At 32.0% G+C, this 25,498-nt stretch carries 24 protein-coding genes, 3 tRNA genes and 1 pseudogene; 10 read left to right on the top strand and 18 right to left on the bottom strand.

Features of this window, described 5'->3' with window-relative positions:
* Window positions 1-164 precede the first annotated feature (164 nt).
* Complete coding sequence (locus FWJ34_RS07515; RefSeq protein ID WP_308254732.1) at window positions 165-440, top strand: MoaD/ThiS family protein; 276 nt, start codon at window positions 165-167, stop codon at window positions 438-440.
* 591 nt (window positions 441-1,031) lie between these two features.
* Window positions 1,032-1,745, top strand: a complete 714-nt coding sequence (locus FWJ34_RS07520) for a response regulator transcription factor (protein WP_308254709.1) — start codon at window positions 1,032-1,034, stop codon at window positions 1,743-1,745.
* A 188-nt stretch (window positions 1,746-1,933) separates the two neighbouring features.
* On the opposite strand, the gene FWJ34_RS07525 is transcribed toward FWJ34_RS07520, so the two are convergent.
* Window positions 1,934-2,827, bottom strand: a complete 894-nt coding sequence (locus FWJ34_RS07525; RefSeq protein ID WP_308254710.1) for a hypothetical protein — start codon at window positions 2,825-2,827, stop codon at window positions 1,934-1,936.
* Between the two features lie 236 nt (window positions 2,828-3,063).
* Between FWJ34_RS07525 and FWJ34_RS07530 the strand changes: the two genes are divergently transcribed.
* The gene (locus FWJ34_RS07530) at window positions 3,064-3,261 is read left to right on the top strand and encodes a hypothetical protein (RefSeq protein ID WP_308254711.1); all 198 of its coding nucleotides are present in this window, start codon (window positions 3,064-3,066) and stop codon (window positions 3,259-3,261) included.
* A 156-nt stretch (window positions 3,262-3,417) separates the two neighbouring features.
* Window positions 3,418-4,305, top strand: a complete 888-nt coding sequence (gene miaA, locus FWJ34_RS07535; protein WP_308254712.1) for a tRNA (adenosine(37)-N6)-dimethylallyltransferase MiaA — start codon at window positions 3,418-3,420, stop codon at window positions 4,303-4,305.
* Between the two features lie 39 nt (window positions 4,306-4,344).
* Here miaA and FWJ34_RS07540 read toward each other — a convergent pair whose 3' ends face one another.
* The 4 genes from FWJ34_RS07540 to FWJ34_RS07555 form a co-directional block, all read right to left on the bottom strand.
* The gene (locus FWJ34_RS07540; protein WP_308254713.1) at window positions 4,345-5,109 is read right to left on the bottom strand and encodes a YbaY family lipoprotein; all 765 of its coding nucleotides are present in this window, start codon (window positions 5,107-5,109) and stop codon (window positions 4,345-4,347) included.
* Between the two features lie 294 nt (window positions 5,110-5,403).
* Window positions 5,404-6,741 (bottom strand): histidine phosphatase family protein, encoded by a 1,338-nt coding sequence (locus FWJ34_RS07545; RefSeq protein ID WP_308254714.1) that lies wholly within the window; start codon window positions 6,739-6,741, stop codon window positions 5,404-5,406.
* Between the two features lie 178 nt (window positions 6,742-6,919).
* On the bottom strand, window positions 6,920-7,807 hold the full coding sequence (locus FWJ34_RS07550) for a hypothetical protein (protein ID WP_308254715.1): 888 nt from the start codon (window positions 7,805-7,807) through the stop codon (window positions 6,920-6,922).
* Window positions 7,808-7,887: 80 nt separating this feature from the next.
* Window positions 7,888-8,403 carry a hypothetical protein gene (locus tag FWJ34_RS07555; protein ID WP_308254716.1) on the bottom strand — a complete coding sequence of 172 codons (516 nt, stop codon included), beginning with the start codon at window positions 8,401-8,403 and terminating at the stop codon, window positions 7,888-7,890.
* A 219-nt stretch (window positions 8,404-8,622) separates the two neighbouring features.
* On the opposite strand from FWJ34_RS07555, the gene FWJ34_RS07560 reads away from it, so the two are divergent.
* Window positions 8,623-10,830, top strand: coding sequence for an adenylate/guanylate cyclase domain-containing protein (locus FWJ34_RS07560; protein ID WP_308254717.1), 2,208 nt, complete (start codon window positions 8,623-8,625; stop codon window positions 10,828-10,830).
* An 18-nt stretch (window positions 10,831-10,848) separates the two neighbouring features.
* Here the strand turns inward: FWJ34_RS07560 and FWJ34_RS07565 are convergent, their stop codons facing one another.
* The 3 genes from FWJ34_RS07565 to rsfS form a co-directional block, all read right to left on the bottom strand.
* On the bottom strand, window positions 10,849-11,802 hold the full coding sequence (locus tag FWJ34_RS07565) for an asparaginase (RefSeq protein ID WP_308254718.1): 954 nt from the start codon (window positions 11,800-11,802) through the stop codon (window positions 10,849-10,851).
* Window positions 11,803-11,910: 108 nt separating this feature from the next.
* Window positions 11,911-12,417 (bottom strand): CGLD27 family protein, encoded by a 507-nt coding sequence (locus FWJ34_RS07570; RefSeq protein ID WP_308254719.1) that lies wholly within the window; start codon window positions 12,415-12,417, stop codon window positions 11,911-11,913.
* 76 nt (window positions 12,418-12,493) lie between these two features.
* Entirely contained in the window at window positions 12,494-12,916 is a 423-nt protein-coding gene (gene rsfS, locus FWJ34_RS07575; RefSeq protein WP_308254720.1) for a ribosome silencing factor, read from the bottom strand.
* Between the two features lie 464 nt (window positions 12,917-13,380).
* On the opposite strand from rsfS, the gene FWJ34_RS07580 reads away from it, so the two are divergent.
* Window positions 13,381-14,340, top strand: coding sequence for a metallophosphoesterase (locus FWJ34_RS07580; RefSeq protein WP_308254721.1), 960 nt, complete (start codon window positions 13,381-13,383; stop codon window positions 14,338-14,340).
* A gap of 94 nt (window positions 14,341-14,434) precedes the next feature.
* Here FWJ34_RS07580 and psaK read toward each other — a convergent pair whose 3' ends face one another.
* The 4 genes from psaK to FWJ34_RS07600 form a co-directional block, all read right to left on the bottom strand.
* Window positions 14,435-14,701 carry a photosystem I reaction center subunit PsaK gene (gene psaK, locus FWJ34_RS07585; RefSeq protein ID WP_308254722.1) on the bottom strand — a complete coding sequence of 89 codons (267 nt, stop codon included), beginning with the start codon at window positions 14,699-14,701 and terminating at the stop codon, window positions 14,435-14,437.
* Window positions 14,702-14,814: 113 nt separating this feature from the next.
* Window positions 14,815-16,110, bottom strand: coding sequence for a serine--tRNA ligase (serS, locus tag FWJ34_RS07590; protein WP_308254723.1), 1,296 nt, complete (start codon window positions 16,108-16,110; stop codon window positions 14,815-14,817).
* Window positions 16,111-16,187: 77 nt separating this feature from the next.
* Window positions 16,188-16,865 (bottom strand): photosystem II biogenesis protein Psp29, encoded by a 678-nt coding sequence (psb29, locus tag FWJ34_RS07595; RefSeq protein WP_308254724.1) that lies wholly within the window; start codon window positions 16,863-16,865, stop codon window positions 16,188-16,190.
* Between the two features lie 227 nt (window positions 16,866-17,092).
* A complete protein-coding gene (locus FWJ34_RS07600; protein ID WP_308254725.1) occupies window positions 17,093-17,596 on the bottom strand; it encodes a DNA recombination-mediator protein A in 504 nt (167 codons plus the stop codon).
* Between the two features lie 212 nt (window positions 17,597-17,808).
* Here FWJ34_RS07600 and FWJ34_RS07605 point away from each other — a divergent pair.
* Window positions 17,809-17,882 (top strand) — tRNA-Val (locus FWJ34_RS07605).
* A gap of 288 nt (window positions 17,883-18,170) precedes the next feature.
* On the opposite strand, the gene FWJ34_RS07610 is transcribed toward FWJ34_RS07605, so the two are convergent.
* The 3 genes and pseudogenes from FWJ34_RS07610 to rpsF all read right to left on the bottom strand — a co-directional run.
* A tRNA-Pro gene (locus FWJ34_RS07610) sits at window positions 18,171-18,244 on the bottom strand.
* A gap of 47 nt (window positions 18,245-18,291) precedes the next feature.
* The gene (locus FWJ34_RS07615; protein WP_308254726.1) at window positions 18,292-18,648 is read right to left on the bottom strand and encodes a DUF1818 family protein; all 357 of its coding nucleotides are present in this window, start codon (window positions 18,646-18,648) and stop codon (window positions 18,292-18,294) included.
* Between the two features lie 151 nt (window positions 18,649-18,799).
* A pseudogene (gene rpsF, locus FWJ34_RS07620) lies at window positions 18,800-19,144 on the bottom strand (30S ribosomal protein S6); the annotation flags it as partial.
* Window positions 19,145-19,333: 189 nt separating this feature from the next.
* On the opposite strand from rpsF, the gene FWJ34_RS07625 reads away from it, so the two are divergent.
* Entirely contained in the window at window positions 19,334-20,134 is an 801-nt protein-coding gene (locus FWJ34_RS07625; RefSeq protein ID WP_308254728.1) for a fumarylacetoacetate hydrolase family protein, read from the top strand.
* Window positions 20,135-20,401: 267 nt separating this feature from the next.
* Here the strand turns inward: FWJ34_RS07625 and ovoA are convergent, their stop codons facing one another.
* Together ovoA and egtD are read right to left on the bottom strand one after the other, a co-directional pair.
* Entirely contained in the window at window positions 20,402-21,724 is a 1,323-nt protein-coding gene (gene ovoA, locus FWJ34_RS07630; RefSeq protein ID WP_308254729.1) for a 5-histidylcysteine sulfoxide synthase, read from the bottom strand.
* Window positions 21,725-21,852: 128 nt separating this feature from the next.
* Window positions 21,853-22,848, bottom strand: coding sequence for an L-histidine N(alpha)-methyltransferase (egtD, locus tag FWJ34_RS07635; protein WP_396231765.1), 996 nt, complete (start codon window positions 22,846-22,848; stop codon window positions 21,853-21,855).
* Between the two features lie 251 nt (window positions 22,849-23,099).
* On the opposite strand from egtD, the gene FWJ34_RS07640 reads away from it, so the two are divergent.
* On the top strand, window positions 23,100-24,041 hold the full coding sequence (locus tag FWJ34_RS07640) for a spermidine synthase (protein ID WP_308254730.1): 942 nt from the start codon (window positions 23,100-23,102) through the stop codon (window positions 24,039-24,041).
* 324 nt (window positions 24,042-24,365) lie between these two features.
* Here the strand turns inward: FWJ34_RS07640 and FWJ34_RS07645 are convergent, their stop codons facing one another.
* Entirely contained in the window at window positions 24,366-25,094 is a 729-nt protein-coding gene (locus FWJ34_RS07645) for a Bax inhibitor-1 family protein (protein WP_308254731.1), read from the bottom strand.
* A 215-nt stretch (window positions 25,095-25,309) separates the two neighbouring features.
* Between FWJ34_RS07645 and FWJ34_RS07650 the strand changes: the two genes are divergently transcribed.
* Window positions 25,310-25,394 (top strand) — tRNA-Leu (locus tag FWJ34_RS07650).
* Window positions 25,395-25,498 lie beyond the last annotated feature (104 nt).

Below are 25,498 nucleotides of genomic sequence, written 5' to 3' on the forward strand. Positions count from 1 at the left end.
GAGAAAGAGTAAGACCAAGTAAAAAGTTCACTTTTGAAAGGCATCATTCGGTGAAGCAAGAATCCTCTCCCATGATGGCAGAGGAGTTGTCAATAAATCCTCTAATCACTCAAAAGAGGGCTAAAGCCCTTACTACGAACTTATCAACTTTATTGAAAATAGTTATGTCCGTTAAAGTATTAATTCCTACTCCTTTACAAAAATTTACAAAAGAACAAGCCACTATCGAATGTGATGCTATGAATGTTCAAGAATTAATCGATGCCTTAGAAGTCAGTTGCCCGGGTATTAAAGCTCGTTTATGTGATGAACAAGGAGCCCCTCGTCGTTTCCTTAACTTTTATGTTAACAGTGAAGATATACGCTTTTTGGATAACGTTGCTACTCCTTTAATAGATGGTGATGAGGTAAGTATTGTACCGGCCGTAGCTGGAGGCTGATATTGAACAATAGGTAATAGGTAATAAGTAATATATTATTGGAACAATAGAGAATTTTTGTAGAATATATAATTTAGAATAATCCAAATATTTAAGGTTATCTGATAAAGATTTAGGCTAAAAAAAGAAGAATATGAATCAGTATTGAAAAACTTTGACGAAAATATAGATAGGCAAAAGGCAAGAGTTGTCATATTTAGAATATTGAAGGTGAATTGTAATTCAAGTTTACTTTACATTGAAATTAACCAACGCCAAAAAATTTAGAAACGGGGAAAATAATTGATGTTTTGTTAAGTCATATTTTTTCAGGGAAATTAAGTTTTTCTTGATTTTTGACGCAATCAAAAGATTTGTAGTTGGTGATCATATAGCACCATTTCTATCCCCTCTTTGGTAAAAAAGTTTCAAACGCTTAATAATCAAAAGATCATAAATTATTAGGGATGTCTAATAATGGAACTTGTTTTAGTCAATCTTTTTAGGATTCCTTCTGTTCCTAGTTCGTTATAATCATTAATATTAGATCAATTTTTTTTAAATTTTTTTCCCATATATTTTTATTCACCAATTATTATAGGCAAATTAAGAATGTCTCGAATATTAGTCATTGATGACGATCCTGCGATCGCCGAATTGGTATCTATCAACTTAGAAATGGCAGGATACGATATTAGCCAAGCAGAGGATGGAATTAAAGGACAAGCCTTAGCATTACAAATTCAACCGGATTTAATTATGTTAGATCTTATGTTACCGAAAGTTGACGGCTTTACGGTGTGCCAAAGATTGAGAAGAGATGATCGAACTTCAAATATACCAGTAATCATGTTAACAGCTTTAGGACAAACTAAAGATAAAGTTGATGGTTTTAACGCTGGAGCTGATGATTACTTAACGAAACCTTTTGAAGTTGAAGAAATGTTGGCAAGAGTAAAAGCCTTATTAAGAAGAAGTGAGCGCACATCACAGGTAACAAAACATACGGAAATTTTGAATTATGGATCGCTAACTCTTGTACCCGAAAGATTTGAAGCCATTTGGTTCGAGAAAACGATTAAATTAACTCATTTAGAATTTGAATTATTACACTGCTTATTACAAAGACATGGACAAACTGTGTCACCTAGTGATATTCTTAAAGAGGTATGGGGATATGATCCCAATGATGACATTGAAACCATTAGAGTTCATGTTAGGCATTTGCGCACGAAATTAGAACCGGATCCCCGTCGTCCTCGTTATATTAAAACAGTATATGGTGCCGGATATTGTTTAGAATTAAACCAAAATCAGAATAATTAGAAATTTTTAAACAGTAAAATTATCGCTTTTGCTCTCATGATATTATATGGGTTCAATTTTCTTCATTCTAAATTTTTTGGGCAATAGTTTTAATGGTTTGACAAGGAAGCTCGAACTTGATTGTAACAATCAAAGTATGTAATTGTATAATATTTGTCTCTTAATTTTCTTTACTTACTGAAGATTATTTACTCACCAATTTTAGGTAATTTTAAAAAAGATTGTCTAGATTGTTGTTTATTCTTATCTGAGTTTTTTTCTTCTAAATTGTTATCGGTTTTTGCTGATTTATTTAAAGGAGGAAGACTCAAATTATTCTGAGATAAAATAGTAGATGTAGTTGATATTAAGTTTTCTTTGAATGGTGTTTGATATTCTTCATTTTTAGATGAATTATTCTCTAATTTTTCATTATTTTTTTTACCTAAATTTTTAATAATACTAGGATCTTCTTTATTTATTGGTAAGTTTTCATTAGACAAATCTATAGGCATATTTTCTGTGGAATTATCAGGTTTATCTTTTGCCCAAGATTGAATTCTGAGGCTACTCACATCAGAAGGAGGGGTAGAAGAAACAGTTAAATATTGATCTAATGCGGCTTTATATTGAACGTTATATCTTTGCTGCCTTTGGAGTCTAACTTGTAACTCTTTATTCTCTTTTTCTTTTTGCTTTAATTGATGTTCAATTTGATTATATTTATCTTGAAGTAAAGAACATTCTCTTTCTAAACCACCTGCTAATTGTTGAGTTTTTTTCAATTCATTATTAAGACTATCAATCATTAATTTTTGTTTTTGATTTTGTTCATTTTTTTGATTAATTTTATCTTCATATTTCTTAATTTTTAGTTCTAATTCTTGAACTTTTTGATTTTGGGTATCAATTAAATTATTTTGATCTTGATTCTTAATTACTTGAACTTTTATCTGTTTTTTTTGTTCTTCTATTGTAGTTTCTAATTCGACTTTTTTTTCTTTTAATTCCTGATTTTGTTTCCTAATTTTACAAGCGATGCTATACCAATCTTTATCGGTTAAAGATGGTTTATTAAGAGGAGAAGACGGAGAACTGCTCATAGATATATAATTAGAGTAGAGAATTAAATTTAAAGAATGATTTTAATTTCAAGATTAGCATAGGTCAGAAAATATCAACGATAATGATAAAAAATACGAGATGTGTATTAAATTATTTTAAGGAAAAATGATTAAAACATGATAAATCAAAGGATTTCACGATTATAAGTCATTGACTAAAAGCAAAAAAAATGATAGAGTTTAGGGGTTAAAATAAGCCATGAATTGAAAATACAATGACTTTCAACTCGGATAACTTAACTCAGTCAATGAAAGACGATGTTAGTGATTATGTTGCTCATCTACAACTACATATGAGCCTTCAATCTCGTAATCTTTTACCCTCAATGAACCAAGTTAAAGATAACCGTAATAATTTACTTTACCAGACTCAAGCCACCATCGAAAAGCATACTTCTCGTGAATTGGCTTAGTTAATTTTAATAAGTAATAAGTAATAAATAATGAGTAATATTTAGGCGTGTCATCAGAAACTCACTATCAAATAAATTTTACGGCTAAAACCGTCAAGGCTAAAATTAGAGATTTTTCTGATAAACTGCAAGATCTAAGTTAAAGAATAAACAAAGATGAAAACAGGTTTAATTGTTGTTTGTGGTGCAACCGCTACGGGCAAATCCTCTTTAGGGTTACAATTAGCTCAAAGATTAAATACTGTCATTATCAGTGCTGATTCTCGTCAAGTTTATCAAGATTTTAACATTGGCACTGCTAAACCGAGTTTAGAAGAACAAAATTTAGTACCTCATTATTTGATTGATATTTGTCACCCTACCGAAACTCTTACTTTAGCTGACTATCAAGAAAAAGTACAACGGATTATTAAGTATTCTCTTTCAATTCCTTTATTAGTGGGTGGCACGGGTTTATATTTAGATTCAATTACAAAAGGGTTAAAAATTCCTCGTGTATCTCCTCAACCAAATTTGCGAAGGCAATTAGAGGCTTATAGTCAACAAGAAAGATATGGTTTTTTGCAACAAGTTGATGCTAAATCTTGTGAAAAAATCCACTATCACGATGAAATTAGAACGATTCGAGCCTTAGAGGTTTATTATGTCACGGGGAAGCCCATTTCTGAACAACAAGGGGAAAATCCGCCTTTATATCCTATTTTACAGATTGGGTTATATTGCGATCGAGATGCCATTCATCAACGCATCGAAAAACGGACAAAAATAATGATAGAAATGGGATTAGTAGAGGAAACAGAAAATTTGATTAATAAATATGGTGTTGATTTACCCTTATTAAATACTTTGGGATATGGCGAAATTAAACAGTATTTACAAGGAGAAATTTCTTTAAGTGAAGCGGAAGAATTAATTGTTATTCATACCCGTCAATTTGCTAAAAGACAACGCACTTGGTTTAAAGCTAACAAGAATATTATCTGGTTTAATGCAGATTCTCCTAACTTAAGAGAAGAAGTTTGGAATTTAATTAATAATTATTAGTAGGAGGGGGAAAACCCATAATTTTTAAGGATAAATTATTTATTTTAATTGAGTAAATTTTAAGGTTTTTTCTCTCATAGGTGAATCCATAAATAAAAAAGGTTCATTATAGTCAATAGTATTGATAGATGGTAAAACTTGTAAAAATTTTGTTTCTTGATCCATCACTGCCGGAGTACACATTTTACGGGTAGAAGCGAGAGGACTAATTTTAATTTTATTACCGGTTATTTGATAAGTACCAGTATAATTATTACAACCTGCATTGCCGAAAATTTTACCATCTTGTGTTAATGTTACCGTAGTTTGTAGGAAATCGATTACTCCTTTTCCGGCCAAATCTTCTAATAACCATTCACCGAGAAAAGAAGATAATGGACTTTGATTAGATGGCACTTTTGTTAAGATTAAATCAATATTTGTAGGATTATCTCTAGTAATAACTAAATAAGATTGGGTGTTGATAAAAGTTAGTTGATTGTCGATAAAAATTTTAGCTTGGATAGCGTAGGTATAACGAGGATTAATATCTTTTGGATTAAATGGTAACTTAAAATTAAAAGGAATTTGCTCACCATTAGTGACAATTTTTTGTTCAGAAATCGTGATAGCAGAAACATCTTGACGAGAAATATCGACTAGTTTTATCTCAATAACACTTCCTTTTGGTAAAAGCATTTTTTCTTGATATAAAACTTTACCAGTAACAAAAGATGGTGTTGTTTTTTGACTAATTAAACTATCTTGACAGTTAGATTTTTCTTGACAGTTAATTAGGTGATTTTTAAAATTAGTTTTTGCCATAACGTTTTCATTAACTATGAATGGCAAAGAACATAATAATGATAAATTAATTAGTTTAAGAGAATTTTTAAATAAATAATGAAAATTCATAATAAATAAACCTTTGATAACCTTAAAATTAAATAGAAAACTAAATATAGATAAAGAGTCACACAAAACTTTGCGTCTTTGCGCCTTTGCGAGAGAAATTCGACTGATAATTATTGAATCTAACCTGAGATAAAAGACGTTATTTTTTGAGAAAAGTTTAAAGATAAATTGTGGGCGGTGCATTGCCCTACCGATAAGTAATGATTAAAGCGCACCGGCAGCAGTTTGATCGAAAACACCCCCATCTAAATGGCTAGTTAAATTGATAGCTTGTAAAATAGGCATACCATCCAAACCATTATGATAATCGATGACGGTAACAGCACCATTACCCTGTTTAATATTCCAAAAATTTGCCGGTTTTAAGCCTAATAAATAACAAATAATTACTTTATTTATAGCATCATGGGCGGTGACTAAACCAGTTTTCATTTTGCCTTCTTCTAAGTTTTCTTTGACGATTTCTTTCCAAGAATTGATTGCCCTTCGCCAAACATCATCTAAATTTTCCCCTTCTGGCATTTGCACTGTTTCAGGTTTTTCTTTCCATTGATTTAATAATCCCGGATATTCAGCTTCAATTTCTGTTTCTAATTTACCTTCCCATAAACCATGAGAAATTTCTTCTAAATCTTTCTTGGCTATTAAAGGGATAGTGGGATGATATTGTAAGATTATTTCGGCTGTTTCTTTCGGGCGTAATAATGGGCTTGTGACGGCAAAATCAAGGGGAATATCTTGAAGAAAATCGGCGGCTTTTTGTGCTTGTTTTCTGCCATTATCATTTAAGGGAATATCTTTGACACCCTGAAATCTTGACATCCGATTCCACTCAGTTTCACCATGACGCACTAATAACAATCTTAACCCTTGTTTTTGCTCTGGGCGATAATCAGGTAACGGCATCCCTAAATGTGAAGTTTGGTTAAGAGATTCTAATTGCACCGGTTGCCCATAATCACCAGTAAAATTAAGTACATTGATACAACAGTTAGATTGTTGAATGCTATGATAATAACTGGCTTCCATCCCCAAAGCAGTAAGAATTAAACAACGATTAATGCCATTATGGGCAGTGATTAAAATTGTTTCGTTGTGATGGTGAGGAATGATTTCTTGCCAAAATTCTTCGGCTTGACGGTATAAGTCTAAAACAGGGTAAATTTCTTCACCGTCAAACGTCATTTTTAATTCATGGGGCTTTTCTTTCCATTGTTTATATTCATTGGGATATTCTCGTTTTACGTCTTCTTTTTTCCACTTTTCCCATATGGGTAAATTAATTTCTCGTAATTTTTCGGCAATAGTTAAAGTAGGATTATGTTGATTTAATTCTTGAATTATTTGTGCAGTTTTATAAGCTCTTTGTAATGGGCTACTATAAAAACTATCAATTTTCAAGTTACTTAAGGTTTTTCCGAGCAAAATTGCTTGTTTTTCACCTTTTTCTGTAATTACCGACTCATTACAACGCCCTTGAATCATTTTTTGTGCATTGTAGCTACTTTGACCATGACGAACTATAATTACACGAGTAGTCATTATAATATTTATTTAATATAAGTGTGTGCTATTAAAAATAGGTTAAGTTATATTCTTAATTCTTTCAGTGGTCATTATATCCGAGTTTGGTTAATAGTGAATAGTAGTAAAACAGTCTTGCCTGTAATTCCTAATTTCTAATTCCTAATTTCTAATTCCTGTTTTTTACAAACAACAATTAAACTTCAGCCATTGCTCTGGAAATGAGACTTTTAGCGATAGATTGTGTGCCTGTATGCTCAAAATAATTAGTTGACATATCAAGGAAAGCTGCGACATAATCAAGTTGATCTTCCGAAAATTCGATAAATTTACTGAGGTTTTTTATAACTTCATTTTGGGTTAAATTATGACTACTAACAAAGCCAATCATCCAATCTTTTACGGCGTCAAAACTACTATTAATAAATTGCAATTTTCCTGCAGGATTATTACCTGGTATTAATTTACTAACACTAGAAAATCCCGTATTATTATTTAATTCTTGAGTAGAAATGTTATTTAAAGTTGATTCTACTTTCAGGATAAAATCAGCACCAAAAGGCACTAAACCATCGAGACAAATTAAAGCTGCCATGCGCATTAAGGCATCTGATTCATATTCCTTCAACGCTGCCACAAAATCGCCAATACTGTCACCGGGTAAGCCGTTTATTTGACAAAACGCTACCACTTCTACAACTAATTTAATTGCTAAATCTAGTGCTTGAGCTTTTTCGTTATTAGGGGTTAAACGATTGAGAAAACTTAATAAGCCTATTTTTGAGCCTACTTTATTTGCTAATGCTGCTGCACCTAAAGCGTAGTCAGCTTTATCAACAGTTTGATACAACCATAACGCATTTTGATAACCTTGAGTTTTATCATTAAATAACCATACCGCACGATCGCCAATTTTTTGGATCATTTCTTCATCAGTTTCGCCGGTGACTTCCCGAATCATTTGTTCAAAGTTCGTCACATTATGCCATTGTCCGGGTACGACAAAATCAAGGGCATTTAATACCATAGTGGTAACATTACTTTTTGGTAAATTATCGACTAATTCAAAAATTGATTTGCTCATATTTTTCTTGATTTTTATTATTAGTAAGTTATCTTATTTAGTTGTTTATTATCAATCTATTTAAAGCTAAAATTTTAAAATCATTTTAACTGAGAAAGACCAGTCAAATCAAATTTACTTAACCATTCTTTCCTTTGTTCGCTACTAAAATTACTATTAGCAGATCTTACACTAACTTGATAGCGATTAGCTACTAAAACAGCAGTATTATTAGAGCCTTTTTCTATTAAAGGAAAACCATTAATTTTATCAGTAGAGTTTTTAAAATCATCTTTAGCAGAAGGATTACTGATAGTATCAAAAATAGCTAAAGTAGCTAAATCTTGTCCATTTTCTTTTAATTTTGCTTGAACAAAACCTGCTTTTTCTTGAGTAAAAACTCTTTGATAATTACCGCTATTACTAGGAAAAAATTGATTAAAATTAGCTCCTTTTACTGCATTTTTATCAACGGCTGTATTTTTATTTCCTGCAGCGACACTTTCTTGTTGTGCTTGATCAAAACGAGAAGGTGGTTGAGTAGCACAAGAGGATAAAAGTAAAAGAGAGAATAAACAAAAAGATATGATTAAATGAGGTATTTTTTTATTTTTCATGATTTAATAAACATAATTATGATACAGAGCTATTCTAGCTTAAATTTTTCATTTTGTTAATATTAGTAAATAACTAAAAAGTTCGTAGTAAAGGCTTTAGTTTTTTTTGTGAGAAATTTTTAACCCTAAAAGGTTTACTACAAGCTAACATTTTTATTATCCTGAAGATTGATGACAAAATAATATTTTTCTAAGCCTAAAAGGTTTACTATAAGCGATATGGTAAAACAAAAATTAGAGATAAAATCTTTTTGGTGGCATTGGCGGGGAGTATGGATAGCAACGCCTTTGATTTCTAGTGTAATTATTTTTACCCGTTATCTTGGCTTTTTTCAACCCTTTGAATTATTTGCCTTTGATTCTTTGGTAAAAATGCGATCGCCTCAACCCCAAGATGATAGAATCGTAATAGTGGGTATCGGAGATGAAGATGTCGAAAAAATAGGCACTGCCCTTATATCTGACGAAATTTATGCAAAATTGCTCAAAAAACTGCTGAATTATCAACCTATAGCTATCGGTTTAGACGTTTACCGAGATGTGCCTATTCCACCTGGTACAAATGAATTAATTAAAGTCTTTGAAGAAAATAATAATATCATTGGCATTGAGAAGATGATAGGAAATAAAAGACAATATCGAGTCAAACCTTCTCCCACCCTGAAAGAAAAAAATCAAATTGGGTTTAATGATGTCATCTTAGATAAAGATAATAAAATTCGTCGAGCGCTTTTAGCTTTACCTAAGTATAAATCTTTTAGTTTAGGAATGTATTTGGCTTTATTGTATTTAGAAAGAAAAAACATCACTTTAGAAATAACCGAAGAAAAGAAATATTGGCGTTTAAAAAATACCGTTTTTATTCCTTTTGAAAGTAATGATGGTGGTTATAGTAATGCCGACAGTGGTGGTTATCAAATTTTACTTAATTATCGAGGTAATGTTAACCATTTTCAAACCGTAAGTTTATTTGATATTTTAGATAATAAATTACCGTCATATTGGGGTAAAGATAAAATTATATTAATTGGTTTTGTGGGAGAAAGTTTTCAAGATGTGCATTTAACTCCTTACACCGACACCCCAGATAAGAGAATGTCGGGAGTTGAAATTCATGCTAATATTATCAGTCAAATTATTAGTAATGTAATTGATAATCGATCTTTAATTAAAACATGGTCAAAAAGACAAGAAAATACTTGGATTATAACTTGGACATTAATAGGTGCAATTATAACATGGACATTTAGGAGAGAGAAGAATTTTTTTCAGGGAATTATTATCTTTATTTCTGCTCAAATTATTTTAATTCTTATAGTTTATTTTGCCTTTTTAAATAGTTGGTGGATACCCTTAATTCCTCCTTGGATGGGTTTAATTAGTGCTGCCGGAATTATTACCATCTATACTGCTAGAAATGCTGATAAAATTCGACAAACATTTGGGCGTTATTTAAGTGCCGAAATCGTCAATACTTTATTAGAAACTCCTGAAGGAGTAAAATTAGGAGGAGAAAGACGCAGTATAACTATTCTTACCTCAGATTTACGAGGTTTTACTGCCGTTAGCGAATCATTACCTCCAGAAGAAGTTGTCAAAATTCTTAATTATTACTTAGGATTTATGGCGAATATTATCAGTGAATATCAAGGCACTATTGACGAATTTATGGGAGATGGTATTTTAGTGTTATTTGGTGCCCCTGTTAGTCGTCAAGATGATGCTGATAGGGCAATTGCCTGTGGTATAGCGATGCAATTAGCTATGGAAGAAATTAATCAACAGATGATAGTATGGGGATATTCGCCCTTAAAAATGGGGATTGGCATTAATACGGGGGAAGTTGTTGTCGGTAATATTGGCTCTGAAAAAAGAACTAAATATGGTATTGTTGGCAGCGAAGTTAACCTAACTTATCGCATCGAATCTTATACTAAAGGTAGAGAAATTTTAATATCTGAAAAAACTTTAAATATTCTGAAAAATAAAGTAACTATAGCGGAGACTAAAAGAGTTTCTCCTAAAGGTGTAAAAGAGCCTATTAACATATATAAAATAGTGGGAATAGAAGGCAAATTTTCTTTATTTTTGCCCGAAATAGAGGAAGAAATCATGACTTTAACTACTCCTTTATTAGTCAAATATTGTTTATTGAGTGAAAAAGATGTTACTCAAATTAATTATATAGGAAGTATTAATAAAATTATGATCAAAGATGTTGAAAAAGGTGCAGAAATAATTTTACAATCAGAACAATCTTTATTACCAAATGCTTTAGATAATTTAAAACTAAATTTAATCGATTTTCCTTACTTAGAAGATATATATGGAAAAGTTGTGAGTATTAATGCTAATAATAATTGTTTTCGACTATATTTTACTTATTTATCACCTTCTACAGAAAAAAGTATTAACTCAAAACTGTAAAAAAAATAGTGGCAATTTTTACAATAAAGACAATTCTCCAGCTACTTCTAGTCGTTTATAGTCATCAATATGTAAAAACTTATCTCCTAAATTTTCAGCCACTGTAGGAGTAATCCATCCCATTTGTTTTAAAACTTGAATAGCGGTAGCATATTTTGCCCGTTTACTGCCATCAAGAATTTTGATTGCTAAACCCATATTTTGCCCAATATTACCAATACATTGGATACCTTCAGCACCAGATTTACTAACTAACCTTCCATCGCTTAAATTCATTAACTCAGTATCAAAAGCACCTTCTCCGGCTATCATCGTTGGGTGATTTGTCATGGCACGAACAATTCTTTCTAAATCAATGCTATTACCACTAGCTAATTTTGCGTATAAAGTTGCCATTTGTCCTAATTCTAAGGCATAAGTTGGCACACCACAATCATCTCTAGCCGTCATAATTTCTGCCCCCGGAATCGATAATAATTCCGCTATTTTCTGTAAGATTAATTGTTGTACTGGATTAGAGCGATGAAAATAAGTATCTAAATTCCAGTTTCGCTGTTGACAGGCGGCTAACATTCCTGCGTGTTTTCCTGAGCAATTATATTGTAATGGGCTATTTTGTCCTTCAGGAATCGGGCATTTTAAGTAACTTGGTTCAATATCTGCCTTCCATAAAACATTAAATACTTGTCTAGCTTGTTCTATATTACCCTGATGAGAACTGCAAATAATCGCTAAATCTTTATCCGTTAAGTCAAATCTTTCCATTACCCCAGTACTTGTAACTGCCAGAGCTTGAAATGGTTTCATTGCCGATCGCATAAAAGAAACGGTTTCGGTATCTCCTGCTACCGCTAAAATTCTACCTTTATCATCAGCAACCACCACTTCTCCTTGATGGATAGATTCGATGATACCTTCTCTGAGGAGATGTATTTCTAAACGGGGATGGGGAGGACGTTTTAATCTGGTCATGTTTTATTTAAGTAATAAGTAATAAGTAATAAGTAATAAGTAGATCGATTATTTATTGCCTATTGCCTAATTATTCCTTTTTTATTGTCGATGATCTGGTCTTGATTGTCAATGAATAGTTATCCATAATGCCAGTAAGCCACTACAGATTAAACTAAATAACAAGATCAAACTTTTGTTTAATCTCCTTAAAATTGGTTGTACTTGATACTGAAAAATTAGTTGATCTCGCTGATAAAATTCTAAAGGTTTTTCCCATATTTGCCCATCATACCAACTTGATTCTTCATAAACTATTTTTGTCTTTTTTAGGCGATCGCCAATATATGACCAACCTAAGTATAAACGTATTAAAGCAAAAGTAAAAAATAAAGAAGCACCTAAACCACTAGAGAGTAAAAAAGGTAAACAAGCTTCTTGAGGCAAAAAACTAGCAGCGGAAATAGGGGCACAAATGATTAAACTTAATACCCATATTTGAATAAGTTTAAAGGCAAATTGCCATTTAGATAACGTTACCCATCGAAAAAACCATGATTGAGCTAATTCTTGATATTCATTTACAGGTTGTTGCTCTGGTGGTACAGGACAAAAAATAGTTGAAGGTTGATTCATAATCAAATCACAATAGCCGTAAGTAATTAATCGTATTTTAACTTGCCATCATTTTCTGTTTTATCACATGAGTCAATTAATTTGAGGGTTGAAAGACAATTTTTTCAGCACCACCCCAAAAAGCCTCTAAATCATAGAATTGTCGAGCTTCAGGGAGAAAAATGTGAGCAATAACATCACCATAGTCATGGAGTATCCAATTTCCTTCATTTTTACCTTCAATTCTTCTGGGAAGACGATTTAATTTCTCATAAACTTTGTCTTCGATAGATAGAGAAATACCCCGTAATTGTGGTTGTGAAAAGCCTGTCATAATTACAAAATAGTCCGCTAAATAAGATAATTTCTCTACATTTAACAAGACAATATTTTCGGCTTTGCGATCGTCAGCAGCTTCAGCGATAATTAAGGCAAACTCTTTACTGGAGATAGATAGAGTCGGTTGATTAATTTTTGTTTCAGTGGAGTAATTTTCGATATGTAAATGTGATTTAGTCATTAAAATTCTTGATCTGTTTTCTTTAATTATAATTAGATACTAAGGTTTTTGGCTAATTAATCCTTCTAACTTTAAAAATAGTAACGATGAGTTAATTCGATTTCGGTGGCAAATATTTTAAGTGGTTTGTGGTAAAGGATTTGTGCCACAATTTTCCTAATTAGAGGTTGCTGTTGAGAATCAGAAAGCTATAACAATCAAAAATTTTGACAGACTACATTGCTCAAAAAATGAGAAAAAATAGGGAGGTATTATACAATTACATACTCTAATTTTAACAAGGGGCTTAAGACTATTGCCTCATTAAAACTCTTGGTTCTTGCATCTTGCCTTAAATAACTTTTACCAAAATACTTTTTGACGTAATCTCTAATTATAGTCAATGTTTATAATCTTAACTCCTAATAATTGTTAAGTTTAAAATCTAAAATTTGTTTCTAATTTATATGAGATATTTTATCAAAATGATTTGTAATTTATTACGCTTTATTTCCCTATCAATAACTTTAGCTATTTTTAGTATTTTAGCTTTTTTTATTTATATTTATCAAATAGAACCACAATGGATTGAATTTAAAAATATTGAGTTAAATTTACCGAACTTAAGCCAAGAATTTGATGGTTGGAAAATAGTCCAAGTTAGCGATATTCATCTCAGTCAATGGATGACGAAAAAAAGATTAGAAAATATTGTTAATTTAATCAATAAACAAACACCAGATATAGTAGTTTTAACAGGAGATTTTTTCTCTCACAATAGGACTTATTCTCATAGAATTGATAGAACTCCTATTTCTTATATTAATAAAAATCTTTCTTTTGTTAAACGAATAATCAGAAAAACAGGTCTATATAAATCAGATTTTGAAGAAAGATCTTTAAAAAAAGATAAACAAACTTTAACCAAAACTCTGAGCCAATTAAAACCTCGTTATCAAAGTTTTTCTGTATTAGGAAATCATGATTATGGCACAGATGTTAACTTAGTAGAACAAGGCTTAAAAGATGCTAATATTATTAATTTAAAAAATGATGTTTATACCATCAAACAAAATAATGAGAATCTTAATATTGTTGGTATTGATGATGTTATGTTCAGGAAAGATAACCTCAATTTAATATTAGAAAAACTGCCAAAAACTGGGGTTAATATTTTGTTAGTACATGAACCAGATTTTGCTACAAAAAGTGCTGATACAGATCGTTTTGAGGTACAATTATCAGGTCACTCTCATGGTGGACAAGTTAGTATTCCTTTTTTGGGAACACCTTTTTTACCTCCTTATGGAGAAATATATGTTGATGGTTTATATAAGGTTAAAAATATGATTCAATATACTAATCGTGGAGTTGGAATGGCTTATCCTTATATTCGTTTCAATTGTCGTCCTGAAATTACAATTTTTACTTTACATCATAATTAAATTAATATATGATCGATAATTAACAATGGACAATAGATTAACTATAGAAATAACACTATTATCCATTATTTAACATCATACTTATTTGCTGAGATTATAATACACCAAAACTAGATAACCCTAAGATTACACCAGCACCTAAAAGATGTCCAAAACTGGTAGTTGCTAAGACAGCAGGTAATCCAAAGCCGCCGAATAATTCAGGGCTAGGTAATTGAGGATCTGAGTTGGGCTGCTGAATGTTAAACTTAGCAATGACAATGGCAATAATATTACAAATAATCATGGTAATTGCTACATTAATATTCCATTCAACGGTTGTAGGAATAGCAGTGGCTAAGAAAGAAGTTAGATATAGCACTAATTTTCTCCAAAAATAATTGATAATGTTTTCAAAGTCTTAATTTTAAATGTTGAGGGTAAAAAAACAATGATTTTGTTGCAATACTTTGCAATTTTGTAAATTATTGTAAACTAATACTCATTATTTCCTAAAATATCAGTTTTTAAATAAGGCTGTAATACTTCAGGTACTTTTACCGTACCGTTTTTTTGTTGATAATTTTCTAAAATTGCAGCCATAGTACGCCCTACAGCTAAACCAGAGCCATTCAAAGTATGTACATACTCAGTGCCTTTTTTTCCTTTTTCTTTAAAGCGAATATCTGCTCTCCTAGCTTGGAAATCATGACAATTTGAGCAACTAGAAATCTCTCTATAAGTGTTAGCATTCGGCAACCAGACTTCTAAATCGTAACATTTAGCTGCACTAAAACCGATGTCACCAGTACATAATTCTACTACTCGATAAGGTAACTTTAAAGCTTGTAAAATCGCTTCCGCATTATTTACCATTTTCTCATGTTCTTCACCACTGGTTTGGGGGTGCACTAATTTAATTAACTCAACTTTGTTAAACTGATGTAAACGAATTAAACCTCGCATATCTCGCCCATAACTTCCTGCTTCTCTACGAAAACAAGGAGTATAGGCACAATGATAAATCGGTAATTTTTCTGCCTCCAAAATTTCTCCACGATAAAAGTTCGTTACAGGCACTTCAGCAGTGGGTGTTAACCATAAGTCATCATTTTCACATTTGAAACTTTCTTCAGCAAATTTTGGTAGTTGTCCTGTCCCTTGCAATGATTCACTATTAATTAATACAGGAGGGATAACTTCAATATAACCTGCATCTATTTGGCGATCGAGCATAAAATTAATTAACGCTCTTTCTAAGGCTGCACCCATCCCAACTAAAGCCACAAAACGACTTTGAGCGACTTTTACTGCCCTTTCCGAGTCAATAATACCCAATTTTTCACCAATTTCACCGTGAGGTAAGATATGACTACCATCAGGAATAAACTCATCACCCCAGCGTCTGACTTCAATATTTTCTGTTTCATTTTTCCCCATAGGAGTAGTATTTGAAGGTAAATTAGGTAATTCTAATAGCAAAGCGTCAATTTTAGCTTTTAACTCTCTTTCTTCAGGCTCCAACTCGGCTAATTTGGCTTTAACGTTATTCCCTTCTTCTTTTAAACGGCTAATTTCTTCACTTTGAGAATTCACTCCAGAACGCATTTTTTGCCCGATAATTTTACCAATTTCATTACTTCTAGCTTGTAATTCTGTCTTAATTGATTGTTTTTCTCGTTGTTGAGTGTCTAAATCAAGAATTGGTTGTAATTGATAATCTGTATTACGTTGATGTAATAATTTTAAAATTTCTTGAGGATTTTCCCTAATTTTTTTTAAATCCAACATAAAATAGTTAATAGTTAATAGTTAATAGTTAATAGTTGATAATTTAATTTTTCCCCCTCATTCCTCATTTCTAAATTCTAAATTCTAAATTCTAAATGTTCTTGTCTTTTTTTCTTACTAGCTTCTAAAGTCTCTGCTAAAACTACTAGCATTTGAGTCATTTTTTCGATATTACTACGGTATAAATCTAGGTCTTTTTTAAGTTTATCAGTAGGTAAGTTCAATTTTTCAGTTAAAGGTTTAATTAACTCTGCAAATGTTTCGTCATTTTTAACAATTTCAGGATCACTTTTTTCTAATAAAGTATAAAATCCAATGGCAAATAAACGACTATATTTAAACTTGGGATTATCTAAAGCATAACGCCAATGATCAGCAATGGCATTTAAACCATTATCATTGTTAGGAGACAGTAACCAATTAATTAAATCTTGAGGAGATTTTTGAGTAGCAAAATTAAGTATTATCTCAGATTTATTAATATATTCTTGGGGATTATCGCCGATAGATTGGCATAAAGCTCTAAAAATAGATTCTTTCTCCGATTCTGGAGTATAACCATTCATAAATTGAGTAAAACTCTGACATACTCCTAAATAATAAATAGGATCAGAACGAAAATCAATATTCACCGATAATAAGTGCATTTCTACCATTAATTCCTCTACCACACGGCGATATATAGAGTTAATAGGACGATTATGATACTGATAAAAATTTCTTTTAGTGTCGGAAACAGTGCGAAGTTTATCCACGAAATATAATAAGTTGGTTGATAATTTTGTTAACAATACTTAATTATCTCATATCTTTATCCTTTACTCATGACTTCAATAATGATTTTCCCTCTTTATTTTGCGATCGCCAATTAATGAAATTTGTTTTAACAGTTTATCAGAAGACATAAATAACAGCATGAGACAAGACAAAATAACATAATTTGCCTTAAGCCTCCTGCGGTAAAACCAAACTTGTTGCACTGTTAATCAAAATAAAATCGAGTAACTAATTTTCGTTGTTCGTCAGCTTCGTCACAAGTTTGCATTAAAGTATGACTATCATGAAAAGCAAAACAAATTAACTGCTGACAACGAGAAATAATCTCACGATTACACATAGCACTAGCTTCCCCTAAAGGGAGATGATCATAATCTGGATTTTCTACCAGATGAATAACCTGATTGAGTTGATCTTGTGATTCTCTCGGTTGACGAGCAAGACTTTGGGGTAGTATTACTGTCAGCAAATTAGGATCGGCTCGCATCGCTCCTCGTATCGCCGCTGAATTAGTACCAGAGGAGCCAGAGGTAATGATTCTATTGCCTTCTAACACAAGAGCATAGCTCATCATTTCGATTAAATGTTGATGAGTAAGTGGAACATGGCGAGAACCTAGTAGAGCTATTTTTTTTGAGCTAGTTTGCTGAATAGCGGCTAATTCTTGCGCCAAAGTATCGAGTTTAGGAATTTCTAGTGATTGACTCAAAGACTGTTTAATTTATTCTTAAATGTTAAACCATGACATTATATCACTACTATCACTTGCATTTTAAATGTAATTATAGTACTTTCATCTCACCTAAATTTTGCTTCAAGATAATTAGGCAGTTAATAATTTACGAATAGTTTTAAAAAATATAAAAAGCCAAAAATTTTCTTGCAGGATCTAATAATTGAAGATATAATAATTTTTTGTGAGGACGTATAGCTCAGTTGGTTAGAGTACATCGTTGACATCGATGGGGTCTCCCGTTCGAGTCGGGATACGTCCACTTCCTACAACCCTTACCATCTCTTCACTTTAAGGTTTTGTACTTGATTATTTCTTCTTATTTTTGATAATTCATCAAAAAACTGGATCATTTCTGGATTAGTTTTTCTGATCTTGACTATTATAGACAAAAGAATTAATAGATAAATATATAATACTAAATCTAAGAAGTATTAACTGACAGTTACTAAAATGTTTTTTTATCAATTTTGAGTAAGAATTGAGTAAATATTGTTTGTTTCTGGGAATAAGATTATTTAAAACCCTTGAAAATAAGCATTCAGACATATCGGAGCGGCGGGATTTGAACCCACGACCCCCACTACCCCAAAGTGGTGCGCTACCAAGCTGCGCTACGCCCCGTAAACTAAGCATTTACCATTATAACAAAAAGAAAGAATTTTGTCAAGTCAAAAAATATCTAAAGATTGGGAGGCTTGAATTAGATCTTGAATGACATTTTCTAACCAAGTACCTTCACAACTACGATGATGATGAAGGATAATTCGGAGAGAATAATTGTGGGGGTATCCTTGTACTCCTAACCACATTAAATCACTTTCCACCTCACAGGAGATGGTTTCTTCTTCCATGAGATGGCTATTTATCTCCGTCATAGCTTGATAAATTTGTAAGAGAAGACGATGAAAATCGTGCATTTCCTCAGAAGTTAACTCCAGTGCCCAATGTTGAGAGCCAATCAAGCCTTGATAAGTTGTGGCTTTTTCTTGCCATCCTATGCGCCATCCATTACCTTGTTTAATCAAGCTATTTTATCCTCCATCAAAATCAAATTTAGGCTTTTACTGCTACCACTTCTTCACTTTTAACCTCTTCGGTGGCTTCATCTTCAGAGGAGGATTCTTCGATAATGGGTTCTACTTTTGACTCTGTATGTGGCACGGGGGCCTCTATAGGAGCTACTACAGGTGTTGCTTGTAAATCAGGAATATCTTTTTCTTCAAATTCAAAACCTTTATCTAGTTTTTTAGTAAGATAACGTATTACTGTTTCACTTAAGCGCATATCTCTTTCGATAATGGCTACTTGACTACCGTCACCGGTGTAATAAGTTAAAACATAAATACCATCTTGGAATTTGAGAATGGGATATGCTAAACGACGTTTACCCCAAATATCAATAGAAACTTTTTGGGCTCCATTTTGTTTGAGTAAATCACGATATTTATGTAATTGTTTATTTACTTGGTCATGAGTTAAATCAGGACGTAAAATAAACATCATTTCATAGGTATTGGACATCTGTATTTTTCTCCTTTTGGACTATAATGGCTTCCCACAACCTGAGAAGCAAGGTTTATTTTTAATTTATTGTATCTTAACCAACAAATTGACTGATACTTTTTAGCAATATTGCTTATATATTTATAACAGAAAAAGAAATTATTGCAAAATTTTTTATAATTAAGTTCAAATTCAATATTTGTTATTATGGCACAACGTTATGTGAGGGTAAAAACTACCAATGGTCAAACCTACTATGGTAAATTACAACTCAATCGGACAGTGGAAGTGTTAGATGCTCCGCCGTGGTTAAATGGGAAAGTAACGGATCAGGTTTTAAAGGAATCTGAGTATTATCTATTAGCTCCTTGTGCACCGTCTAAGATTGTAGCGGTAGGGAAAAATTATCAAGCTCATGCGGCGGAAATGGGAGATGAAGTGCCAAAAGAGCCTTTAATTTTTTTAAAACCTCCTTCTTCGGTGATTGCTCATTTACAAAAGATTATTTATCCTAAACAGTCTCAACGAGTTGATTTTGAGGGAGAATTAGCTTTAGTAATCGGAGAACGAACCAAAAATTGTAGCATAGAAGAAGCAAAAAATAAAATTTGGGGTTATACCATCGCTAATGATGTGACAGCTAGAGATTTACAGAAAAAAGACGGACAATGGACAAGAGCGAAGGGATTTGACACGTTTTGCCCTTTAGGTCCTTGGATTGTCAGAGAATTGACTTCTGGGGCGAAATTAAAGACCATTATAAATGAGGAACAACCGCCGAAACAATTAACTTTATTATCCAATATGGTGTTTTCTCCAGAGGAATTAGTAGCATATATTTCACAGATTATGACTTTAGTACCCGGTGATATAATTTTAACAGGTACTCCCGAAGGTATTGCACCTTTAAGGGTGGGGGATACTGTAAGTATTGAAATTGAAAGTATTGGTACTTTAATTAATCAAATCGAAGCTACTCCGAATGGGGATGAGGATATTATAAGATGAGGAGAAAAAATATTGACTTACAGCACTTTTCAAATGAATAAACCACAATGTGCAAACCAACCAAAAATGTCATCTTCTGTGATTTGTGCGATAGCTTCGGTAATATTATTGTCTAATTCTTTTTGAGTTCTAGGTTCTCGACAGCGGAGAAATTTCTTAAATTTTGACCAACATAATTCAATGGGTGATAAAGTGGTTCACCCAAATGAAAAGTGCTGTAGCGTTTTTGACTTTTACTTTTTTCAGGAGTCATTTTACAGAATCTCATTATTTAGAGGTGATAATGATTCTGAATCCTGCGTGTTGATAAAAATAAGGACGAAACCAGTTACGATAATAAGGTGTTGCTTCATAACCGTTAGTGGCCCACGATCCGCCCAATAACATATAATGACGATTATCGAAAAAAGGTGCGGCATAATCTGGGTATAAATAATGAGGTTTAAAACCCGATAAAGGAGTAAAAATATCGTGACACCATTCCCAAATATTTCCTCTTAAATCGTAAATATTTTGATGATTTTTTGAGGTTTTTAAACTCCCCACAGGATGAGGTGAAATAAATTTAAAATTGAGGTTATAGTTATTAATATGATCATTACTTTTTTGTTGCAAAAATTGCCATTGTGCTTCACTGATTAACTGATATTTTTTACCTGATTTTTCTCTTAAATATTGACAATAAGCTGAGGCTTCATAGTGGTTTACTTCCACTGGAAAATCTAATGGTAATTCTATTTCATCAAACATTAATCGATAACGATAATTTTCTGCTGATTTTCGCCAAAATTTAGGATAAGTAAGTTTATTTTCTTGTTTCCATTGCCAAGCTATATCATGCCAATAATTTCTATTATTATAACCTCCGTCATTAACAAATTCTAAAAACTCGCTATTACTAATCATATATTTACTAACTTGAAAAGGATTAATAATTACTTCTCTTTCACCAAAATCAATATCCCAACCATAAAGATTATCTTTGATTTTCTTTCCTAACCTAACGATTCCACCTTCTACTGTTATCATCTTGTTTTGGGGTGGTTTCCCTTGAGATTTGGCATAATGCCATTGATTTGGTTTTCTCACCAATTCTACGGGTAACTGTCGAATTAACATGGATGAGGTTTCTATATGTATTCTTTGATGCTCGATACTCATGAGAATTCCCCACCAGTGACTAGATGGAATTATAGGTAAAGTTAAAGGAGTTTTTTCAATGATATTGATTATAGTTTCGTAGGCTTGGTGACGATAATGCCATAATTCTTCTACTTTAGCCCATTTTATGGATGCGATCGCTTTTTGTAATTCGCTTGGTGTTTCTGGATCTACTCCTCTTTCATACAATTTTTCGTAATCGGGATTAATTCTTTGATTGTCTTGTAATAACTCAAGGGTGACTAATTTATTAACATAAAATACCGCAGAATGTCCTAAATAAAAAATAAGAGGATTGCGCAAAGAATCAGGATGGAGATAAAAAGTTTCAGGATTAATAATAGTTTTAAATAATAAGTCTTCTGTTTGCCATGAATCAGTTAAATAATTAATAATATCTTCTTTACAACTATCATTTAAAATCAACATTTTTGTGTTCTTAACTCCTTAACAAAAATCAGATAAAATTTATGGAAATTTTTACAATCAAATCCAATATAAAATTTGTAATATAACCTTTAGCTTTTTTATTTAATAATCTAACTATCAAGAATTAACTAAGAACAAAGTTGAGTTAAAATTAAACCAAAATATTTATTTTCATCAGTCCAAGATTTAACAGTTTTTAAACGATAATTACCTAAAAAATCTTGCATTTCTGTTAACTTAAATTTTCGAGAAATTTCTGTTAAAATAGACTCACTTTCTTTAAAAGTTATCTCTAAATCTAGTTTATTTAATCTAACTTTATGACTTTTTTGAGCTGATAAATACATCTCAATTTGTTGTTTTTCTTGATTATAAATTGCTTGATGTTTAAATAAATCAATGTCAAAATTACCCTCAAAACAATTGTTAAGATGGGATAACATATTCAAATTAAATGCCGCCGTTATGCCTTGATTATCGTTATAAGCTGTTTCTAAAATCTCTATAGGTTTTTGTAAGTCTATCCCTAATAAAAAATAATCTCCCATTGTCAATATATCTCTTACTTCATTAAAAAGTTGATCGCTTTGCTCATCAGTAAAATTACCTAATGTACTACCTAAAAAAATAATCATTCGTTGAGGTAAAGAAGATGGAGGAAGTTGCCATAAAGCTTGTTCATAAGTTCCCACTAAACCTAAAATGGAGAGGTTATTATATTCTTGATGCAATTGTAAGGCAGTATTTTTGAGAATCTCACTACTAACATCAATGGGTATATATTGCCAAGGTTTACCGAAATTATCATAAGCTGATAATAACAAACGGGTTTTCGTTGAGCTACCACTACCTAATTCCACTAACTCACAAATTCCGGTTATTTCAACAATTTCTTGACAGGCTTTGGTTAAGATTGTGGTTTCAGTACGAGTAGGATAATATTCAGGTAAATCGCAAATTTTTTCAAATAATTCAGACCCAAGGCGATCATAAAAATATTTTGGTGGTAAAGTTTTAGGTATGGTGGTTAATCCTTGAATAACATCAGCACCATCATCCACATTCAGAAAAAGATTTTTCAGATATTTTATGGCTATTTTTTTCCTTTGATTAGTAATCAGCATAATTAATTTGGCGATGATTGTATTGAAGAATACAAGTTTTAATGGTTAAATTTGTACAATCCTATCACTGATTTAAGAATCTTACAATTATCAAAATTAATGCCTAAAAGTGATCGCCAATAAAAATAATTTTGATTAAATTCATAAATAGTTTTAATTACTATCAGGAATCAAATTACGAAAAACTTGATTTTTAAATGTTTTTTTAGTTATAATGAAAGTTTGCTCTAAAATTAGGAGGCTCAGAAAACATGGCAGGATCTCAATTAAATGCAGATGTATGGATTAGTGAGTACATCACCCCTTATGATATATATGTTCACGGTATCACCAGTATTCTCGCCCACAAAAAAACTCCCTATCAAGAAATGTATATTGTGGAAAGTGGTGCTTATGGAAAAGCTTTAGTATTAGATGGTAAATGGCAATCTTGCACAGGTGATGAATTTTTATATCATGAAGCATTAGTACATCCAGCCATGATTAATCATCCTAACCCAGAAAATATTTTGATTTTAGGTGGTGGAGAAGGTGCAACCACTAGAGAAGTTTTCCGTTGGAATGCAGTAAAAAAAGCGATGATGGTGGATATTGACGGCGATGTAGTTCAAGCCTGTCGCGAACATTTACCAGAAATGCACCAAGGTTCTTTTGATGATCCTCGTTTAGAATTAATTATCGGTGATGCTTTTAATGTTTTAGATACCACTGAGCCAAAATGGGATATTATCATTTCTGACTTGTCTGATCCTATCGAAGAAGGCCCTTCTTTTCAATTATTCACTCAAGAATATTTTTCTCAGTTGAAGCAAGTTTTACGAGAAAATGGCATTGTTGTAATACAAGCTGGCCCTATTGCCCCTGCAAATCTTTATATTCACGGACGTTTAGTAAATACTCTTAAACAGGTGTTTAGCAATGTTCACTCTTATTTTGCCCCAACTTGCACTTATGGCTCATCATGGGGCTTTGCGATCGCTTCAGAATCATCCTTTGATACCCGCCCTGATCCTGATAAAATAGATCGTTTATTAGAACAAAAAACTACTAACGATTTTCGCTCTTTTGATGGTATCAGCTTGTTAGGAATGTTACAAACTCCGGGTTATGTCAGACAATGTATAGAAAAAGAAACCGAAGTTTATACCACCACAAAACCTCCTAAGTTTTTTGGGAAAGGAGTTAATAATTAATGAGGAATAATTAATGAGGAATGAGGAATTAGAAAGAGAAATTTAGTTATCTGTAGATAACGTTAGCTACTAGATTTGAAATAAATTTCAAAGTGGGATAATTACTAATAAAACTTTTCTTTTTTTTACACTATTACCCATCCCTCCATCACCCTATTCCCTCATTACCCCATCATCACTATCAACTATTCACTAGCCATAAACCGCCTTGAAAGAAAATCAAAAAGCTAAGAATCAGCGTTCAATAAATTGAAATAAAAGTCAGATCAAATAAAGTTTCTAGTTTATTTTATGAACGTTGTCTGTTACCTATTACTTGAAAAATTAGTCCCGGCTATTAATAGCAATCAATAATCTGAGAATAAAAACAAAAAGGTTAATGTAAGTAAGATACATAGAAAGAGCAGCCGATAAATACTGATTATCACGGTAAGCACGGGGTATGATATAAAAATCAACTACCGATGCACCAGCAAATAAAAATACACCTATTCCAGAAATTCCAATTTCTAACCAGCTAGGGGTAAAAACACCAAAAAAGCTCAAAACTAACTGTAAAACCATTACTACTAATAGAGCAATGATCCCTAATTGTACCGTTTTGGTTAAAGCTAATCCATCTTCTTCTCCTAAATTTGAACCAATATTTCTTGCCATAACGAAAGTTATACCACAACCTAAAGCGGCGATCGCCACCCCATTAAGCCCCACTCCTTCAGTGCCTAAAGCGACAAACACAATACCACTGAGGGTATAACCAGTTAAAAGACTATATAAGACTAAAAGGGGTAAAGCAGTACTGTTATTAGCTCTTTCGGCAATACCTCTAACCACAAAAAAGAGAACTAATTGAGCAATGATTGCACCGATAAAAGTAGGCATGAACAAACTAGGGTTGGATTGAATCATCCCCAAACCACCATAAGTTCCTACCGCCGTTAAGACTAAACCTCCACCAAGATAAGGTAATGCTTTATTAATAACATTAGGTCCGACTAAAGACTGTCCTTGGGCCTTTTTAATGGCATCACGAAAATTACTTGTTGTTGTCATAGTATTTAAAAAATTTAATTATTAAACTACACTTACTAATTTAACTTACCTTTTATCTTTTATGACATAGTATGAACCGAACTAACTTTTAGGATAATTTTTTTTCACCAATATAAACCTAAACCAAGAAGAGTCTGTTGAGAAAATTTTACTTTTCCCTTGCATTTTTAATTAAGATCAGATATAATAAAAAAATGTGAGCAAAAAACCCTATAGGGGGCGTGGCGGAATGGTAGACGCTACGGACTTAAAATCCGTTGATCTTAATCGATCGTGAGAGTTCAAGTCTCTCCGCCCCCATACCCTGTAACTCTTTATTTATAACATTTGGACAAGGACAAAACTATAAATAACTTGTAACTGACTCAAAACTGACTCAAAATTACTGATTTAGTAGTTATTAG

It is taken from the genome of Geminocystis sp. GBBB08 (assembly GCF_016743215.1).
Taxonomy (GTDB): domain Bacteria; phylum Cyanobacteriota; class Cyanobacteriia; order Cyanobacteriales; family Cyanobacteriaceae; genus Geminocystis.

Excerpts from the sequence above, each read along its gene's own strand:
- FWJ34_RS07515 (WP_308254732.1), top strand. The coding sequence starts at position 165 with ATGTCCGTTAAAGTATTAATTCCTACTCCTTTACAAAAATTTACAAAA.
- FWJ34_RS07520 (WP_308254709.1), top strand. The coding sequence starts at position 1,032 with ATGTCTCGAATATTAGTCATTGATGACGATCCTGCGATCGCCGAATTG.
- FWJ34_RS07525 (WP_308254710.1), bottom strand. The coding sequence starts at position 2,827 with ATGAGCAGTTCTCCGTCTTCTCCTCTTAATAAACCATCTTTAACCGAT.
- FWJ34_RS07530 (WP_308254711.1), top strand. The coding sequence starts at position 3,064 with ATGACTTTCAACTCGGATAACTTAACTCAGTCAATGAAAGACGATGTT.
- miaA (WP_308254712.1), top strand. The coding sequence starts at position 3,418 with ATGAAAACAGGTTTAATTGTTGTTTGTGGTGCAACCGCTACGGGCAAA.
- FWJ34_RS07540 (WP_308254713.1), bottom strand. The coding sequence starts at position 5,109 with ATGGCAAAAACTAATTTTAAAAATCACCTAATTAACTGTCAAGAAAAA.
- FWJ34_RS07545 (WP_308254714.1), bottom strand. The coding sequence starts at position 6,741 with ATGACTACTCGTGTAATTATAGTTCGTCATGGTCAAAGTAGCTACAAT.
- FWJ34_RS07550 (WP_308254715.1), bottom strand. The coding sequence starts at position 7,807 with ATGAGCAAATCAATTTTTGAATTAGTCGATAATTTACCAAAAAGTAAT.
- FWJ34_RS07555 (WP_308254716.1), bottom strand. The coding sequence starts at position 8,403 with ATGAAAAATAAAAAAATACCTCATTTAATCATATCTTTTTGTTTATTC.
- FWJ34_RS07560 (WP_308254717.1), top strand. The coding sequence starts at position 8,623 with ATGGTAAAACAAAAATTAGAGATAAAATCTTTTTGGTGGCATTGGCGG.
- FWJ34_RS07565 (WP_308254718.1), bottom strand. The coding sequence starts at position 11,802 with ATGACCAGATTAAAACGTCCTCCCCATCCCCGTTTAGAAATACATCTC.
- FWJ34_RS07570 (WP_308254719.1), bottom strand. The coding sequence starts at position 12,417 with ATGAATCAACCTTCAACTATTTTTTGTCCTGTACCACCAGAGCAACAA.
- rsfS (WP_308254720.1), bottom strand. The coding sequence starts at position 12,916 with ATGACTAAATCACATTTACATATCGAAAATTACTCCACTGAAACAAAA.
- FWJ34_RS07580 (WP_308254721.1), top strand. The coding sequence starts at position 13,381 with ATGATTTGTAATTTATTACGCTTTATTTCCCTATCAATAACTTTAGCT.
- serS (WP_308254723.1), bottom strand. The coding sequence starts at position 16,110 with ATGTTGGATTTAAAAAAAATTAGGGAAAATCCTCAAGAAATTTTAAAA.
- FWJ34_RS07625 (WP_308254728.1), top strand. The coding sequence starts at position 19,334 with ATGGCACAACGTTATGTGAGGGTAAAAACTACCAATGGTCAAACCTAC.
- ovoA (WP_308254729.1), bottom strand. The coding sequence starts at position 21,724 with ATGTTGATTTTAAATGATAGTTGTAAAGAAGATATTATTAATTATTTA.
- egtD (WP_396231765.1), bottom strand. The coding sequence starts at position 22,848 with ATGCTGATTACTAATCAAAGGAAAAAAATAGCCATAAAATATCTGAAA.
- FWJ34_RS07640 (WP_308254730.1), top strand. The coding sequence starts at position 23,100 with ATGGCAGGATCTCAATTAAATGCAGATGTATGGATTAGTGAGTACATC.
- FWJ34_RS07645 (WP_308254731.1), bottom strand. The coding sequence starts at position 25,094 with ATGACAACAACAAGTAATTTTCGTGATGCCATTAAAAAGGCCCAAGGA.